16 protein-coding genes are annotated in these 15,855 nt (G+C 71.3%); 8 read left to right on the top strand and 8 right to left on the bottom strand.

From position 1 onward, the window contains the following. Positions 1-6: 6 nt before the first annotated feature. The 3 genes from KIP79_RS32445 to KIP79_RS49760 form a co-directional block, all read right to left on the bottom strand. Positions 7-2,217 (bottom strand): hypothetical protein, encoded by a 2,211-nt coding sequence (locus KIP79_RS32445; RefSeq protein WP_214108774.1) that lies wholly within the window; start codon positions 2,215-2,217, stop codon positions 7-9. Between the two features lie 91 nt (positions 2,218-2,308). Beyond that, complete coding sequence (locus KIP79_RS32440; RefSeq protein WP_214108773.1) at positions 2,309-3,040, bottom strand: hypothetical protein; 732 nt, start codon at positions 3,038-3,040, stop codon at positions 2,309-2,311. Positions 3,041-3,099: 59 nt separating this feature from the next. Then, positions 3,100-3,810 (bottom strand): CAP domain-containing protein, encoded by a 711-nt coding sequence (locus KIP79_RS49760; RefSeq protein ID WP_214108772.1) that lies wholly within the window; start codon positions 3,808-3,810, stop codon positions 3,100-3,102. 369 nt (positions 3,811-4,179) lie between these two features. On the opposite strand from KIP79_RS49760, the gene rplM reads away from it, so the two are divergent. From rplM to glmM, 3 genes are read left to right on the top strand one after another with little or no spacing between them, the layout of a single operon-like run. Further along, positions 4,180-4,623, top strand: a complete 444-nt coding sequence (rplM, locus tag KIP79_RS32430; RefSeq protein ID WP_214108771.1) for a 50S ribosomal protein L13 — start codon at positions 4,180-4,182, stop codon at positions 4,621-4,623. 30 nt (positions 4,624-4,653) lie between these two features. Beyond that, complete coding sequence (gene rpsI, locus KIP79_RS32425; protein ID WP_214108770.1) at positions 4,654-5,175, top strand: 30S ribosomal protein S9; 522 nt, start codon at positions 4,654-4,656, stop codon at positions 5,173-5,175. A 1-nt stretch (position 5,176) separates the two neighbouring features. After that, entirely contained in the window at positions 5,177-6,508 is a 1,332-nt protein-coding gene (gene glmM, locus KIP79_RS32420) for a phosphoglucosamine mutase (protein WP_214108769.1), read from the top strand. A gap of 3 nt (positions 6,509-6,511) precedes the next feature. Here glmM and KIP79_RS32415 read toward each other — a convergent pair whose 3' ends face one another. From KIP79_RS32415 to coaA, 5 genes are all read right to left on the bottom strand, one after another. Continuing rightward, the gene (locus KIP79_RS32415; protein WP_214108768.1) at positions 6,512-7,228 is read right to left on the bottom strand and encodes an ABC transporter permease; all 717 of its coding nucleotides are present in this window, start codon (positions 7,226-7,228) and stop codon (positions 6,512-6,514) included. Further along, the gene (locus tag KIP79_RS32410; protein WP_214108767.1) at positions 7,225-8,133 is read right to left on the bottom strand and encodes an ABC transporter ATP-binding protein; all 909 of its coding nucleotides are present in this window, start codon (positions 8,131-8,133) and stop codon (positions 7,225-7,227) included. The genes KIP79_RS32415 and KIP79_RS32410 overlap by 4 nt, the downstream gene beginning before the upstream one ends. Then, entirely contained in the window at positions 8,130-8,996 is an 867-nt protein-coding gene (locus KIP79_RS32405) for an ABC transporter permease (RefSeq protein ID WP_214108766.1), read from the bottom strand. Before KIP79_RS32405 ends, KIP79_RS32410 begins: the two co-directional genes overlap by 4 nt. A gap of 250 nt (positions 8,997-9,246) precedes the next feature. Beyond that, entirely contained in the window at positions 9,247-10,146 is a 900-nt protein-coding gene (locus KIP79_RS32400) for an ABC transporter ATP-binding protein (RefSeq protein ID WP_214108765.1), read from the bottom strand. Positions 10,147-10,250: 104 nt separating this feature from the next. Further along, the gene (coaA, locus tag KIP79_RS32395; RefSeq protein ID WP_214108764.1) at positions 10,251-11,174 is read right to left on the bottom strand and encodes a type I pantothenate kinase; all 924 of its coding nucleotides are present in this window, start codon (positions 11,172-11,174) and stop codon (positions 10,251-10,253) included. Positions 11,175-11,271: 97 nt separating this feature from the next. Between coaA and KIP79_RS32390 the strand changes: the two genes are divergently transcribed. The 5 genes from KIP79_RS32390 to tsaE are packed head-to-tail and all read left to right on the top strand — an operon-like array spanning position 11,272 to position 15,833. After that, on the top strand, positions 11,272-11,622 hold the full coding sequence (locus KIP79_RS32390; RefSeq protein ID WP_214108763.1) for a holo-ACP synthase: 351 nt from the start codon (positions 11,272-11,274) through the stop codon (positions 11,620-11,622). Between the two features lie 54 nt (positions 11,623-11,676). Further along, on the top strand, positions 11,677-13,149 hold the full coding sequence (locus KIP79_RS32385) for an NAD(P)H-hydrate dehydratase (RefSeq protein ID WP_214108762.1): 1,473 nt from the start codon (positions 11,677-11,679) through the stop codon (positions 13,147-13,149). A 40-nt stretch (positions 13,150-13,189) separates the two neighbouring features. Continuing rightward, positions 13,190-14,338 carry an alanine racemase gene (alr, locus tag KIP79_RS32380; protein WP_214108761.1) on the top strand — a complete coding sequence of 383 codons (1,149 nt, stop codon included), beginning with the start codon at positions 13,190-13,192 and terminating at the stop codon, positions 14,336-14,338. Continuing rightward, on the top strand, positions 14,335-15,387 hold the full coding sequence (locus KIP79_RS32375) for an alpha/beta fold hydrolase (RefSeq protein ID WP_214108760.1): 1,053 nt from the start codon (positions 14,335-14,337) through the stop codon (positions 15,385-15,387). Before alr ends, KIP79_RS32375 begins: the two co-directional genes overlap by 4 nt. Further along, positions 15,384-15,833: a tRNA (adenosine(37)-N6)-threonylcarbamoyltransferase complex ATPase subunit type 1 TsaE gene (gene tsaE, locus KIP79_RS32370; RefSeq protein WP_214108759.1), complete on the top strand. Its 450-nt coding sequence runs from the start codon at positions 15,384-15,386 to the stop codon at positions 15,831-15,833. The genes KIP79_RS32375 and tsaE overlap by 4 nt, the downstream gene beginning before the upstream one ends. Positions 15,834-15,855 lie beyond the last annotated feature (22 nt).

The raw sequence follows: 15,855 nt of genomic DNA, 5'->3' as shown, positions 1-15,855 counted from the left end.
GCGTGGCTACTGGGTGATGCGCTTCTTGACCACCTCGGCGGTGTGGTCGCGGAAGGCGCCGCTCACCGGGCCGAGGTCCTTCTCGTTCTCCACCGGGGTGTGGCCGTCGGCGTAGGTGGCGTAGCTGAAGACGATGTAGCGGCCCCAGACCATGCCGGCCGCGTAGCCGCCGGAGATGGCCACCCGGTCGGCGCCGGTGTCGGCGTCGCCGTTGAGGCCGCGGAACCACAGGTTGCCCCCGAGGTTCTTGGCCTTGTCGACCTCCAGGGCGGCCTCCTTGGTGGGGAGCACCGCGATGCCGGTGGTGATGGCGTACTTCTGCTTGCCGTCCACGTAGGTGGCGCGGAGCACGCGGCGGCACTGGTGCTGGGTGAGGGCCTGGGCGAAGGCGCCGGCGGCGGCGTCCTCGCAGTTGTCGGTGATGTTCACCTTGACGCGGCGGAAGGTGCGGCCGTCCACGCTGACCCGGCCGTCGGGGAACGCCTCGGCGAGGGTCAGCTTCCGGGGGTCGGTGGCCTCGGAGTCGAGGACCGCGGCGGCGACCGGGCCCGGGTCGGGGCCTTCGTTGGGCAGCATCGGGGTCGCGCTCGGGGCGGGGGCGGCGGTGGCGCGGGTGCCCTGGTCGGTGTAGGCGAAGTACGCGGCCGTGCCGATGGCGCCGACGACGATCAGCGAGCAGAGCCCGAACACCGCCTTGCGGCCCGCGCCGCTCCTGCTGCGCTGGCGGGGGTTCGCCAGCAGGGTCGCGGGCTTCACCGGGGCCGGGAGTTGGTTGCGGTGGCTCTGCTGGACGGGGGGCAGCACGATGCCCTCGGCCGGGGTGTCCGTCCTGGCCTGGGCGCGGGCCGGCATCGGCAGGCCTGCAGGGAAGATGGCCTCCCGCCGGGGGATGGTCGTTTCGGCGGGGGTCTCGTCGTCGGGAAGCGGGGGGAGCGGGGTGGTCGGCGGCCATTGGGGCGGTTCGGCGGACCAGTCGGCCCGCTGCCAGGGCAGCCCTTCGGGGGCCCGCTCACCGGGGAGCGTGACCAGATCACCCTCATCTGTGTCCGCCTCGCCGGTTTTCGTACCCTCAGGTGCTGGGTCGTCTGCCGATTCGGTGGTTCCGGCTTCCGGCTGCGCGTCCGCCGTCGCGGGAGCGGCATCCTCGGGCCCCGGGGCGTCCGGGGTGGTCGTGTCGGGCTCCGCAGGGGTTTCAGGCTCCGTGAAGGCCCCGAAGTGCGTGGGCGGGAAGGTGTCGCGTGGGCTCGCCTCGTCGTCGGCCGGCTGGGCGGGGGGCGGGACGTCGGCCTCCGGCGCGACCGAGGGCGGGGCGTCGGCCAGGCCGGCCACCGGGAGGTCGTTGGGTTCGCCGGGGCGCGGCTCGTCGTCGGTGGCGGTGTCCGAGGCCGCGTGCGCGCCGACCACCGAAGGCCAGGTGGGAATGCCCGGCTCGGGGTCCGGGAGTTCGGCGTCGGCGGTCGCGGGGTGGGCGGGCGCCGACCACGGGCGGAGCGCGGGGGCGGCGTCCGGGTCGTTCGGCGGCCAGTGCCGGGGCACGACCGGGGGATCCTCCTCGCCTTCCGCGCTGATTTCCGGCTCTCCGGGCAGGCGCGGCGGCCACACCGGGACGTCCCCGGGTTCGCCGGAGCGTCCCCGTGCCAGTACGGCCTGGGCTGCCGCGGATTCGCCCACGGGCGGCTCAGGCGCGCCCACGGCGGCGAACGCGAACCCGCCGGAGTCGCTCTCGGGGCTCGGACGATCCGGCGCCTGGTCCGCGCTCTCGGCGGCGTCATGGTCGCCGGGTACGGGGGCCGGGTACACGGCCGGCGGCTGGGGCCAGCCGGACGGTTCGCCGATGGATTCGCCGGTGGCGGCGGGCCAGGCGCGACCGGGGGCGTCGGAGGCCGGCCAGACCTGCATGCCGGCCGCCGCGGCGGTGAAGGCGGGCGGCGGCTGCCACGGCGGCGCGCCCGGCACCACCGGGGGAACGACGTTCTCACCTTGGGCGGGCAGGGCGCTCGAATCCGCTTGCCCCTGGGTCGCCCGGTCGGCGGGCAGGTCGGGGTGGTCCTGGGAGGAGTCGCGCCCGGGGGCCGAGAACCAGCTGTAGCCGGGGCGCCACGGAGAGGACGGAACGATCGGCTGGCTGGGGTCGCCGAACGGCTGGCCGAAACTGGGCGGAGGTGCCGCCGTGCCGCCGTCGTAGTCGTGTTCGGAACCGGAATCCTGGCCACGCATAGGCGGAAGCGTATCGGCGCTGACGAGATCGTCGTGCCGCTATGGGCGTTTCCGCAGGGCTACGGGGTCGCGGCGCAGGGGATATTTCCGGTCAGCCACCGTGGATGGTACGTACGTCGAGGGCGGCGAAGACGGTTTGGTTGGTTATGTCGATGGCGGCCTGGGTCAGCCGCTTGATGTCGGCCTTCTTGGGCTCGTGGCCGTCCTTGAACTGGAACCAGAGCAGGACGGCGTAGTGCCCGTGGGTCCAGCCCCCCGCGTACGCCTCACCCTGGCCGAGGAACTTGCTGTACTCGTCCTTGCCGGGCAGCGGCTTGAGGAAGTCTTTGCGTTCCTTGCCCGCGCCGACGCCGGCCACCTTCTTGGCCCCGGCCGAGGTCTTCAGGTTGGCCACCCCGACGGTGCCGATGACCACGCCCTTGGCGTCCCGGAAGCTGGCCCGGATGATCTGGTTGCAGCTCGCGGCCTTGAGAGCCTTCTCCAGTTTCTCGCCGGAGATGGCGTCCTTGCAGTTCTTGTCGTAGCGGCGGGTGGTCACCGCGTACGACCGGCCCTCGTTGGTGATCTTGTTGCGGCCGAAGATCTCTTTGGTGGTCAGCGGCTTGGGGTCGGTGCTGCGGGCGGCCGTGTACCCGTACCTGCCGCCCGGGATCTGGGGGATGCTCGGCGAGGGCTTGGGCTCCGCCTTCGGCGGGGGCGTGTCCTCTCCACGGGCGGAAACCCAGAATCCGAAAGCGACGGCGAGACCGGCACCGAGCAGGATGGCCACAATGGCCACCGGCTGGCGCCACAGGGGGCGGGACGGGTGGTCGGGGTAACCCATGAGCCTGAGATTAGCCGCCTATCTCCCCAGATGCTGGGTCGCCCGTCAATTGCGGGAAATCACGGGTATCCGAAGTCCTGGGTCCACCAGGGGCCCTCCGGGCCGAGGCTGACGCCGACGCCCGTGGCGGTGAGGCGGCAGTTCAGGATGTTGTTGCGGTGGGTCGGGCTGGCCATCCACCCGGCCACGGCCTGCTCGGCGGTCTGGTAGCCGCGGGCGATGTTCTCGGCCCCGCCGTGCGGGTAGCCCGCGCGTTCCATGCGCTGCCACGGGGTGGAGCCGTCCGGGGACTCGTGCACGAAACTGTTGGTGGCCGCCATCTCGATGGAGTGGGTCCTGGCCGACTGCACCAGGCGGTGGTCCACCCGCAGCGGCTGGCAGTTGTTCTTCTTGGCGCGCTCGGCGTTGACCAGGGCGACCACGTTGGACTCCAGCCTGGCCAGGTGGCTCTGGTCCACCCCGGTTTCCGGGACGGTGTGGGTCTGGGTGGGGTCGCTGTTGCCGTCGTAGCCGGGGATCATGTTGGACTGACGCGGCCGGGGCTTGGCGCTGGGCGCGGTCTGGCCGGGGACCTGGGCGTCCTGGGTGGTCGCGGGGCGCGCCACGGGGTCCAGCGGCGGCCGGTAGCGCTGCTTGAGCGCGAGCGGCGGCGGCGAGGGGCTGGTGGCGGACGGGGAGGGCTCGGAGTTGCGCAGGTAGACCTCGTCCAGGTCGCGCGGAGCCACGGTGAGACGGCCGATCACGATCCCGAGCAGCAGCACCGCCGTCACGCATGCGACTAGGCCCAAGTGAGTCCCGCGCCGGGAGATCCGTTGGGTATGCCGGGTGTGAGGGGGCTGCCACATACCGCAGCCAAATATAGGGACCGGAAGGCTTGTTGAAAATGAGAACAACGAGACCGGATGCAACCGATCATCCGATCCGGCGCCCCGGGCGACGTACACTCCCGGCGTTGTTCTCGCTGTTTTGACCCCTGGCCAGGAGACCGGTAGTCTGCTAGTTCGTTGTGTGTGGATCAGTCCGCAGTGAATGATCCACGGCGCGTCCGGCGTCATCTCCCGTGGATGTGGAGACGGAAGGTTGCCGCCGTGTGCCCGCGCAACCTCCGATGAGTTCACATTCCTACAGAAGGCACTGCCGTGCGCACGTTCACACCGAAGCCCAACGAGGTCGAGCGTCAGTGGTACGTCATCGACGCGACCGACGTCGTGCTCGGCCGGCTGGCCAGCCACGTCGCTGTCCTGCTCCGTGGCAAGCACAAGCCGATCTTCGCCAACCACGTCGACACCGGTGACTTCGTCATCGTGATCAACGCCGACAAGGTCGCGCTCACCGGCAACAAGCTCCAGCAGAAGAAGGCGTACCGGCACTCCGGCTACCCGGGCGGTCTGCGCTCGGTCACCTACAACGAGCTGATGGAGAAGCGTCCCGACCGGGCCGTGGAGAAGGCGGTCAAGGGCATGCTCCCGAAGAACGCCCTCGGCCGGAAGATGGCCAAGAAGCTCAAGGTCTACGCCGGCGCCGAGCACCCGCACCAGGCGCAGCGCCCGGTCCCCTTCGAGATCACCCAGATCGCCCAGTAACGCCGAGCCAGGAAAGTTAAGAGGAGAACCGTGGCTGAGACCACTGGTATCGAGACGCTCGTCGAGGGCGAGCTGGAGGACGTCTCCGCTGAGGAGTTCCCGTCCGAGTACACCACCGAGTCGGCGCCCGCCGCCGACGCCCCCGTGCGTAAGCCGGTCACCACCGGCAACTCGTACGGCACCGGCCGCCGCAAGCAGGCCGTGGCCCGGGTGCGCATCGTGCCCGGCACCGGCAAGTGGACGATCAACGGCCGCTCGCTGGACACCTACTTCCCGAACAAGGTCCACCAGCAGATCGTGAACGAGCCCTTCGTGGTGCTCGGCGCCGAGGACCAGTTCGACGTGATCGCCCGCATCGACGGCGGCGGCGTGACCGGCCAGGCCGGCGCGCTGCGGATGGGTCTGTCCCGGGCGCTCGCCATCCTGGACGCCGAGACCAACCGGCCGCCGCTGAAGAAGGCCGGCTTCCTCACCCGTGACGCCCGCGCCACGGAGCGGAAGAAGTACGGCCTCAAGAAGGCCCGCAAGGCTCCGCAGTACAGCAAGCGTTAAATTGGGCCGCCTCTTCGGCACCGACGGGGTGCGTGGGGTCGCCGGGCGCGACCTCACCGCCGAGCTCGCCATGGACCTGTCCGTGGCGGCCGCGCACGTTCTCCGCGACGCCGGGAGGAGCCGCCCGCTCGCCGTCGTAGGCCGGGACCCGCGTGCTTCGGGAGAGTTTCTCGAAGCCGCCGTGGTCGCCGGCCTCGCGTCGTCGGGCATGGACGTGCTCCGGCTCGGCGTGCTGCCCACCCCGGCGGTCGCGTATCTGACACCCGCGCTGGGAGCCGACCTCGGGGTCATGCTCTCGGCCTCCCACAATCCCGCGCCGGACAACGGGATCAAGTTCCTCACCCGGGGCGGCTTCAAGCTGCCGGACGCGGTGGAGAACGAGATCGAGGAACGGCTCGGCGAGAGTTGGGACCGCCCGGTCGGCTCCTCGGTGGGCCGGGTCCGGGAGGCGTACGGCGAGGCCAACCGTTACGTCACGCACCTGCTCACCTCGCTGCCGCACCGGCTGGACGGCCTGAGCGTGGTGGTGGACTGCGCGCACGGCGCCGCGCACATGGTCGCCCCGGAGGCGCTGCGCCGGGCGGGCGCCGACGTGGAGACCATTGGGACCGCTCCAGACGGGCTGAACATCAACGACGGGGTGGGTTCCACCCATCTCGACCCGTTGAAGAAGGCCGTCGTCGCCAAGGGCGCCGACCTGGGCATCGCCTACGACGGCGACGCCGACCGGTGCCTGGCGGTGACCGGGGACGGCGAGGAGGTCGACGGCGACCAGATCATGGCGATCCTGGCGCTGGCGATGCGGGCGGAGGGCCGCCTGGTCGCCGACACCGTGGTCGCGACGGTCATGTCCAACCTGGGGTTCAAGCTGGCCATGCGGGAGGCCGGGGTCACGGTGGTGGAGACCGCCGTGGGCGACCGGTACGTCCTGGAGCAGATGCAGGAGCGCGGGTTCAACTTCGGGGGTGAGCAGTCCGGGCATGTGATCATGCTCGACCACGCCACCACCGGGGACGGCCTGCTCACCTCGCTGCACCTGCTCGCCGTGGTGGCACGTTCCGGGCGCTCGCTGGCCGAGCTGGCGGCGGTGATGACCAAGCTGCCGCAGGTGCTGGTCAACGTGCGGAACGTGAGCAAGGCCAAGGCCGCCGAGCCGGCGCTGCTGGCGGCGGTGGCCGAGGCGGAGCGGGAGCTCGGCGACACCGGGCGGGTGCTGATCCGCCCGAGCGGCACCGAGCCGATGATCCGCGTCATGGTGGAGGCCGCCTCGCACGAGCACGCCGAGTCGGTCGCGGCGCGGCTGGCCGACGTGGTCCGCGAGGTCTGCGTCTAAGTACTACTCGTCGCCGGTCAGCGACAGCGAGCGCAGTCGCTGACCGGCCCAGAGCACCGCGCCGACCGTCACGATGATCATGGCGGGTACGGCGAAGCTGAGCGGCACGTCCGACTTGACGAACGGCGAGGCCGAGTACTGGTCGGCGATGGACTGGGCCCACTGCTGGATGGAGAACTTCCGGGCGCCGGGCACGTACCTGCCGATCAGCCCTTCCCAGACCAGGGCGTAGATGACGCCCACCGTGACCGCGTGCCGGGTCACCACGCCGATCAGCAGGAACACACCCGCGTAGGCGATGCTGCCGAACAGCGCGCCCAGCGCGAAACTCGCCGAAACCCCTGCCTCCGTGCCGATCAGGATATATCCGGCTAAAAAGGTGGGGATGGCGGAGAAGAGCACGAGCAGCGTGGCCGCCACCGCGAACTTGGTGGTCGTGATCACCGGCCGGGAGATCGGCTTGGAGAGCAGGTGGATGATCGTGCCGTCCTCGATCTCCGGTGCGATCACCCCGGTGCCCGCGATCAGCCCGAGCAGCGGCAGCATCGCCCCGATCGCGAAGGTCTCCAGCACGGTGACGGCGGTGCTCTCGTCGCCGCCCCCGACCAGCCGGAGCAGCACCGCGATGGCCAGCAGCGCCACCGGCAGCAGGGCCAGCAGCCAGACGCGCTTGCGCCCGAGCATGGCCCGGTAGGTGATGGACGCCACGACGGGGTTCATGATCGTCCGCTCAGGTAGGAGAACACGCTTTCCAGATCCTCGTCTGTGGGGGACACCTGCCAGAGGTGCACGTCGAGATCGCGGGCCAGCCGGGGCAGCAGTCCGGTGAAACGGCGGTAGTCCTCGGTCCGCACCTCCAGGCCCTCCGGGGTGAGGGAGACGCCGCCGGAACAGGGGTCGGCGATGAGCGCGGCGGCCAGCCGCCGGTCATTGCTGGAGCGCACCCGGAACAGGTGGGGCCGGTCGGTCATCCGCCGCCGGATCTCCCGGTAGTCGCCGGAGGCCGCGTGCCGCCCGGCCACCAGCACCTCGATCTGCTGGGCGACCCGCTCCACCTCCTCCAGGATGTGCGAGCTGAACAGGATGGTGCGGCCCGCCGCGCCCAGCTCCCTGACCAGGTCCATCAGGTGCAGCCGCTGCCGGGGGTCCATGCCGTTGAACGGCTCGTCCAGCAGCAGCACCTGGGGGTCGTGCACCAGCGCCCCGGCCACCTTGACCCGCTGCCGCATGCCCTTGGAGTAGGTCTCGATGCGCCGGTCCTTGGCCGGGGTCATCTCCACCAGGTCCAGGGCGCGTGCGGCGGCCTCGTCGGGCAGGCCGTGCAGCCGGGCGGCGGAGCGGACGAACTGCCAGCCGGTGAGGAAGCCGTACACGCCCTCCCGTTCTGGGACCAGGCCGATGGTGCGGTAGACGGGGTGGTTGCGCCAGATGGGCCGCCCGTCCAGCAGCGCGGTGCCGCCGGAGGGGGCCAGGAAACCGGCCATCATGTGCAGCAGGGTGGACTTCCCTGCGCCGTTGGGGCCGAGCAGGCCGGTGACGCCGGGGCCGATGGTCATGGTGACGTCGTTGACGGCCACCACGTTGCCGTACCAGCGGGAGACCTGGGTGAGTTCGAGCACGCTCACGCGGCGGCCGCCTTCCGGTAGCGGAGCACCAGCGCGCCCAGCGCCAGCGCGATGACGCCCGCGGTGATGACGGCGGGCCCGGCGCCGGGCGGGTAGCCCTGGCCGTTGGCGGCCTCGGTGCCGAACAGGTTCACCTGGACGGCGTCGACCAGGAAGAACGGGTTGATCAGGATGCTCCACTCGGCGGCGGTCTCGTGCCCCTCGGAGAGCAGCACGCCGAAGAAGACGGCGGAGGCGGCCAGGGTGAACATGTAGAACGCGATCACCGCGGCCACGCCGAGGCCGCGCCTGGGGGTGAAGGAGGCGATGGCCACGCCGATCACGGCCAGCGTGACCGCGCAGACCAGCCCGCCGCCCAGCGCGGCGAAGTAGTCGCCGGTGTGCGGCGGGCCGTCCAGGTCGATCAGCAGCTCGCCGAGGTACATGAGGGTCAGCGGGAGGGCCAGCAGCAGGTAGAGCGCCGCGATCATCGCCACCAGCTTGGCGGCCACGTAGTCCAGGCTGGTGATCGGCCGGGACAGGTAGAGCGGCAGCACCCGGAAGCGCAGGTCGGGGGCGACCAGGTACGGCGACTGGGCGGCCACGAAGATCGCCAGTACGGCCTGCATGGTCACCGCGTACCCCGGATACGCCAGCGGGCGTTCCTTCAGCAGGGCCATCACCGCGATGGAGACCACGGCGGGCAGCAGCATGGTCCCGGCGATCAGGAAGGGCATGATCTTGGCACGGGCGGCCCGGCCGAGCCCGAAGACCCCGCGCAGGCTGTTCAGCGCGAGCGCGGTGGTGGCGTACCCCCGGCCGAGCCGGGGCCCGTCGTAGTGGCGGTAGCCGATGTCGTGGATGACACCGATGGGTTGGATCATCGGTCTTCCTTGTCAAGACGGGCTGCGAACGGGGAAACGACGGCGCGTACACCCGGAAGCGGGGTACGGTGTGGTCTGCCCGGTGGTGAGAACCAAGCCACCGGGCCTACCGCCGGGCTGGCGGGATGTGATGCCTGTGGAGGCCATGTAAGACCTCGGCTTGGGTTCGTCCCGGGGGCTGTCGCTGATGAAGCAGGAAGATTCAGCCTGCGAGGGTTGGAATCCTCCGGATTTATCCGTGGGGAGGAAGTCAATTGAACACGTCCTCGATGCGCCCATGTCGCTGTTCCAGCCGGACCAGGTTGAGTTCCAGGTCGGCCACAGTGTCTCTGAGCAAGTCGAACGTCGGTTCGGCGGCGTCCGGGGCGACCTGCACGGTCAGTGTTTTGCCATCCACCGTCACGGTCGTCCCGTTCTCCTCCAGGCGCTTGGCCAGCCGGTCCCAGCCTTCCTCCACCTCCACGGTCACCGCCGCGGCGGCCCGGGTGAACTCCCCGATGGCCGAGGAGCGGAGCAGCCGGCCGCCGTCGATGACGATGACGTGGTCGCAGATGCGCTCCAGCTCGCCGAGCAGGTGTGAGGTGACCAGCACGCTGATGCCGAACTCGGTGCCGATCCGGCGGATCAGGGCGAGCATCTCGTCGCGGCCCTGCGGGTCGAGACCGTTGGTGGGCTCGTCGAGGAAGATCACTTTCGGGTCGTGCACCAGCGCCTGGGCCAGCTTGACCCGCTGTTTCATGCCGGTGGAGTAGCCGCCGATCGGCCGGTACCGCTCCTCGGCGAGGCCGACGTGGCGGAGGGTGTCGGCGGCCCGTTCCCGGGCGGCGGTGCGCGGCAGGCCGGAGAGCTGGGCCAGGTGCACGGTGAACTCGGTGGCCGAGACGTCCGGCGGCAGGCAGTCGTGCTCGGGCATGTAGCCGACCGCGCGCCTGATCCGCAGCGCGTCGGTGGCGGGGTCCAGGCCGAGCACGGTGGCCCGGCCGGCGGTGGGCGGGAGCAGGCCGAGCAGGATCTTGATCAGCGTGGATTTGCCCGCGCCGTTGGCGCCAACCAGGCCGGTGACCCCGGTTCCGGTGCTGACCGTGAGCTGGTCCAGCGCGGTGACCCTGGGGAACCGTTTGGTGAGACCCTCGGTGGCGAGGATTGTCATGATCGGGACAGTACCTTTCCGCTCCGCCGGGTGGCCTCACCCGAAAGGACGAGCTTCGCCGCGTCGCGCTCATACCGCTGGAGCATGACGGGCTCCCCCGGGGGTCAGATGCGGCGGAGGCGGACCCGGGTGACCGAGTGGTCGGGGCCTTTGTGGAGGATGAGCCCGGCCCGGTCCCGGGTGGGCACGATGTTCTCGACCAGGTTCCGCTCGTTGATGTCCCGCCAGATGTCGCGGGCGAACTCGGTGGCCTCCTCCTCGGAGAGGGCGGCCAGGTGGCGGAAGTAGGACTTGGGGTCCTCGAAGGCGGTGCGGCGGAGCTTGTGGAAACGGTGCACGTACCAGTCGCGGATGTCCTCGACCCGGGCGTCGACGTAGATGGAGAAGTCGAAGTAGTCGTTGAGCGCGAGGGCGGTGGGGGGCGCCGGTTGCAGCACGTTCAGGCCCTCGACGATGAGGATGTCGGGACTTCTGATGACCTGCTCGGCGCCGGGGATGATGTCGTATTCCAGGTGGCTGTAGACAGGGGCCGTCACTTCGGGCCGTCCGGCCTTCACCTCGGCGACGAACTGCACCAGGGCCCGCCGGTCGTAGCTCTCGGGGAAGCCCTTGCGGTGCATGATGTCCCGCTCGGCGAGGATCTTGTTCGGGTGGAGGAAGCTGTCGGTGGTGATCAGGGCCACCTTGGGGTGCTCCGGCCACCGGGCGAGCAGCGTGTGCAGCAGCCGCGCGGTGGTGGACTTGCCGACCGCGACGCTGCCGGCCAGCCCCAGCACGTACGGCGGGGGCGGGCCGTCGTCGCCCAGGAAGGTGCTGACCGCGGCTCCCCGCTGCCGGGCCCCGGTGAAGTGCAGGTTGAGCAGCCGGGTGAGCGGGAGGTAGATCTCGGTGACCTCGTCCAGGTCGATCGGATCGTCCACCCCGCGCAGTTCGGTCAGCTCCGCCTCGGTCAGCGTGAGCGGCGTGTTCTTGCGCAGCTCCCGCCACTGCGCCCGGCTGAACTCGACGTACACGTCTCCATCTGCCACGCCGCCCAACACTACTCACCGCGTTCGCCGCGGGAATCGCGGGGTCCACAGGCTGTGGATAACCGTCTGTAGATCGGTGGTTAGGTAGGCTGCCTACATGATCGTCGGCATCGGGGTGGATCTTGTGGACGTGGCCAGGTTCGCCGCCACGGTGGAACGTACGCCCGGGCTGCTCACCCGGCTGTTCACCGAGGGTGAGCAGGGGGAGCCCGTGACCTCCCTGGCAGCCAGGTTCGCGGCCAAGGAGGCGGTGGCCAAGGCGCTGGGCGGCCCGCCGGGGCTGAGCCACCGGGAGGCCGAGATCCGCAAGGCCGCCGACGGCCGCCCGTCGCTGCACCTGACCGGGCGGGCCGAGGAGATCGCCGGGTCCCTCGGGGTGCGGAACTGGCACGTCTCGCTCAGCCACGACGGCGGCTTCGCCCTGGCCTACGTCATCGCGGAAGGGTGACTCGCCGGGCGCGGGCCGTGGCGCGGGTGATCGGCGGCGGCTAGCGTCGGAGCCATGCGGACCGCCTACACATCCGACCAGATCAGGGCCGCCGAACACGCCCTGATGGCCACCCTGCCCGCGGGCGCCCTGATGGACCGCGCCGCCGCCGGGCTCACCGCCGTGCTGGCCGGGCTGCTCGCCGGGCTGCACGGCAAGGTGTACGGATCCCGGGTGGCCCTGCTCGTCGGCAGCGGCGACAACGGCGGGGACACCCTGCTGGCCGGGGCCGCCCTCGCCGAGCGGGGGGCCAGGGTGGAGGCGGTGCTGGCCGGCGCCCGCACCCACGAGCGCGGCCTGGCCACGCTCCGGGCCGCCGGTGGGCGGGCGGTTCCGGCCCCCGGTCTGGCGGCGATCGAGCGGGCCGACCTGATCGTGGACGGCCTGGTCGGGATCGGCGGGGCGGGGGCGCTGCGGGAGCCGTACGCGACCCTGGCCCTGGCCGCTTACGAGGCCCCGGGTCTGGTGGTGGCGGTGGACGTGCCGAGCGGGGTGGACGCGAGCACCGGGCGGGTCGAGGGGGCGGTGGTGCGCGCCCAGGTGACGGTGACCTTCGGGGCGCGCAAGACCGGGTTGCTGATCGATCCCGGCCGGGCGGCCTGCGGGCTTGTCGAACTGGTGGACATCGGGCTGGGGCCGTACCTGCCGGATCCGGACGTGGTGTCGCTGACCGACGAGGACGTGGCGGACCTGCTGCCGCGCCCCTCCCCCGAGTCGGACAAGTACCGGCGCGGGGTGGTCGGGATCGTGGCCGGCAGCGACCGGTTCACCGGAGCCGGGGTGCTGGCGGTGGGCGGCGCGGTGCGGGCCGGGGCCGGGATGGTGCGGTTCGCCAGTGCCGAGGAGCCGGTCCGGATGGTGCGGATGCAGTGGCCGGAGGCGATCACGACCGTGCTGGCCGGGTCCGACCTGGACGAGGTGGGCCGGGTGCAGGCCTGGGTGCTCGGCCCCGGCATGGGCACCGGGAAGGAGGCCGCCGAGCTGGCCAGGGCGGTGCTGGCCACGGACGTGCCGGTGCTGGTGGACGCCGACGGGCTGACCCTGGTCGCGCGGGACCGCTCGCTGTTGCGCCGGGCCGCGCCGACCGTGATCACCCCGCACGCGGGGGAGCTGTCCCGGCTGCTGGGCGTGCCGCACGAGCGCATCGAGGCGGCCAGGATCGAGCACGTGCGCCGCGCGGTGGCGGAACTCGGGGTGACCGTGCTGCTCAAGGGCTCCACCACGCTGGTCGCCGAGCAGGACCGGCCGGTCCGGGTGAACGCCACCGGAACGCCCTGGCTGGCCACCGGCGGCACCGGCGACGTGCTCTCCGGGATCGCGGGGGCGCTGCTGGCCGGGGGGCTCAGCTGTTACGACGCGGCCTCCTGCGCCGCGCACCTGCACGGCCTGGCCGCCCGCGCGGCCGTGCACGGCGGCACCGTCGGGCAGGCCCCGATCGCCGCCCTGGACGTGGCGCAGGCGCTTCCCGAGGTGCTCCGAACCCTCTGATTTGGCCCGGGCACCGTGGCTGGGCTGCGAAAATCGACAGATGAGCATCCTGACCCCGGCCGAGGCCCGCGTCGACCTGGACGCCGTCCGGCACAACGTCGCCCTGCTCGCCGCCCGCGCGCCCGGGGCCGAGTTCATGGCCGTCGTCAAGGCCGACGCGTACGGTCACGGTCTGCTGCCCTGCGCCAGGGCCTGCCTGGAGGCCGGTGCCACCCGGCTGGGCACGGCGTACCTGCGGGAGGCGCTGGCGCTGCGCGCGGCCGGGATCACCGCGCCCGTGCTGGCCTGGATCATCCCCCCGGGGGAGCCGCTGGAGGAGGCGATCAGGCAGGGTGTCGAGTTGTCGGCCGGGTCGCGTGAGCTGGTGGACGAGATCGCGGCGGCGGCCCGGAGCGCCGGGTCGACCGTGCGGCTGCACCTCAAGATCGACACCGGGATGTCCAGGGGCGGCGCGACGCTCGCTACCTGGGGCGGGCTGGTGGATCGGGCGCTGGCCGTCCAGGCGGAGGGCCTGGTGGAGATCGTCGGGGTGTGGTCACACTTCGCCTGTGCCGACATACCCGGACATCCGTCCATAGACAGCCAGCTGGCCGCCTTCGAGCACGCGATCAAGCACCCGGGCCTGAGCGGAGCCGTGCGGCACATCGCCAACTCCGCCGCCACGCTCACCCTGCCGCAGGCCAAATACGACATGGTCCGCTGCGGCATCGCCGTGTACGGACTGAGCCCCGTCCCCGAACTGGGCGACTTCGGCCTGCGCCCGGCGATGACGCTGACCGCCCGCCTGGCCCTGGTGAAGCGCGTTCCGGCGGGTTCCGGGGTCTCCTACGGCCACCTCTACCACACGGCGGGGGAGACCAGCCTCGGCGTGGTGCCGCTCGGATACGCCGACGGCATCATGCGCAGCGCCACCAACCGGGTCCAGGTGCTGGCCGGGGGACGTCGGCGCACCATCGCCGGTCGGGTATGTATGGACCAGTTTGTCCTAGATTTGGGGGACGACCTGTTGACCTCGGGCGATGAAGTCGTCCTCTTCGGTCCCGGAGATGAGAATGAACCCACTTGTCAGGAATGGGCAGATTCCCTCGGCACGATCACGTATGAGATCGTGACCGGGATCGGATCCCGTGTGCCGCGCGTCCACCTCAACCAGCGGCCGGGGAACGCGCAACAAGGAGATCGTCAATGACCACACGGCGCACGGTCGGGATCGCGGGGGCCCTCGTCGGTGCCGCCTCCGCGGGGTGGGCGGCGGGCGCGCTGGCCAAACGCTACGCCGTGGGCCGCATCCGGCTCCGCCCCGACCTGGAGGCCAACGAGCCCTTCGGTGAGTTGCACGGGTCGAGCCACGACCTCATCACCTCCGACGGCCTGCGCATCCACGCCGAGGTGGACGGCCGGCCCGACGCCGAGCTGACCGTGGTGCTCTGCCACGGCTACTGCCTCACCTCCGACTCCTGGCACTACCAGTGGCGCGCGCTCCGGCGGGACTACCGGGTGGTGCTCTGGGACCAGCGCTGTCACGGCCTGTCCTCCCGCGCCCCGGCCGCCGACTGCACCATCGACCGGCTCGGTGAGGACCTGGAGCTGGTGCTCGACAAGCTGGTGCCGGGGCCGTGCGTGCTGGTCGGGCACTCCATGGGCGGTATGACGATCATGGCGCTGGCCGACCGGCGGCCGGAGCTGTTCGGCGACCGGGTGCGCGGGGTGGCGCTCATCTCCACCTCGGCGGGGAAACTGGCCGAGCTCAGCCTGGGCCTGCCCGCGATGATGTCCAAGGCGGTGAACATGGTGCTCCCGGCCACCGTGTCGATGATGCGCAAACGCGCGGCACTGGTGGACCGGGGACGCCAGGTGGGCAACGACATCGCCTTCCTGGCGTTGCGCTACCTCGGGTTCGGGGACTCCAAGTTGGTCAGCCCGACCGTGGTGGACTTCGTCGAGTCGATGATCAGGGCCACCCCGTCCGAGGTGATCGCCGACTTCTACCCGGCGCTGATGTCGCACGACAAGCTGACCGCGCTGGACGTGCTGAACAAGGTGCCGACCTCGGTCGTGGTGGGGGAACGGGACTGGCTCACCCCGCCCGACCACAGCCGGGCCATCGCCGCGGCCGTGCCCACCGCAGATCTGACCATGGTGCCGGACACCTCGCATCTGGTGCAGCTGGAGCGCCCGGGCGTGGTCAACGAGGCGCTGCTGACACTCATGAAACGAGCGGAACGGGGAGAACCATGAGCACGGTCGCGCGGGACGCGGAGGAGATGCGGGCGCTGGGGGCCCGGATCGCCGGACTGCTCCAGCCGGGCGACCTGGTGGTGCTGACCGGCCCGCTGGGGGCGGGCAAGACCACGCTCACCCAGGGCATCGGCGAGGGCCTCAAGGTGCGCGGCCCGATCACCTCGCCCACCTTCGTCATCTCCCGGGTGCATCCGTCGCTCTCCGGCGGCCCCGCCCTGGTGCACGCCGACGCGTACCGGCTTGGCGGCGCCCTGGAGGTGGACGACCTGGACCTGGACGCCTCGATCGCCGACTCGGTCACCGTGGTGGAGTGGGGCGAGGGCCTGGTCGAAGGGCTCTCCGACGAGCGGCTGGAGATCCTGATCGAGGCCGACTCCGAAGGCGACCGGCGAATCGTCCACCTTCGGGGGGTTGGTAGTCGTTGGTCCGATATTCCAATTTAGGTGGGTACGCGCGGGACCCTTC

This window comes from Acrocarpospora catenulata, from assembly GCF_018476525.1.
Classification (GTDB): Bacteria; Actinomycetota; Actinomycetes; order Streptosporangiales; family Streptosporangiaceae; genus Acrocarpospora; species Acrocarpospora catenulata.
This window is presented reverse-complemented; position numbering and strand designations above follow the sequence as displayed.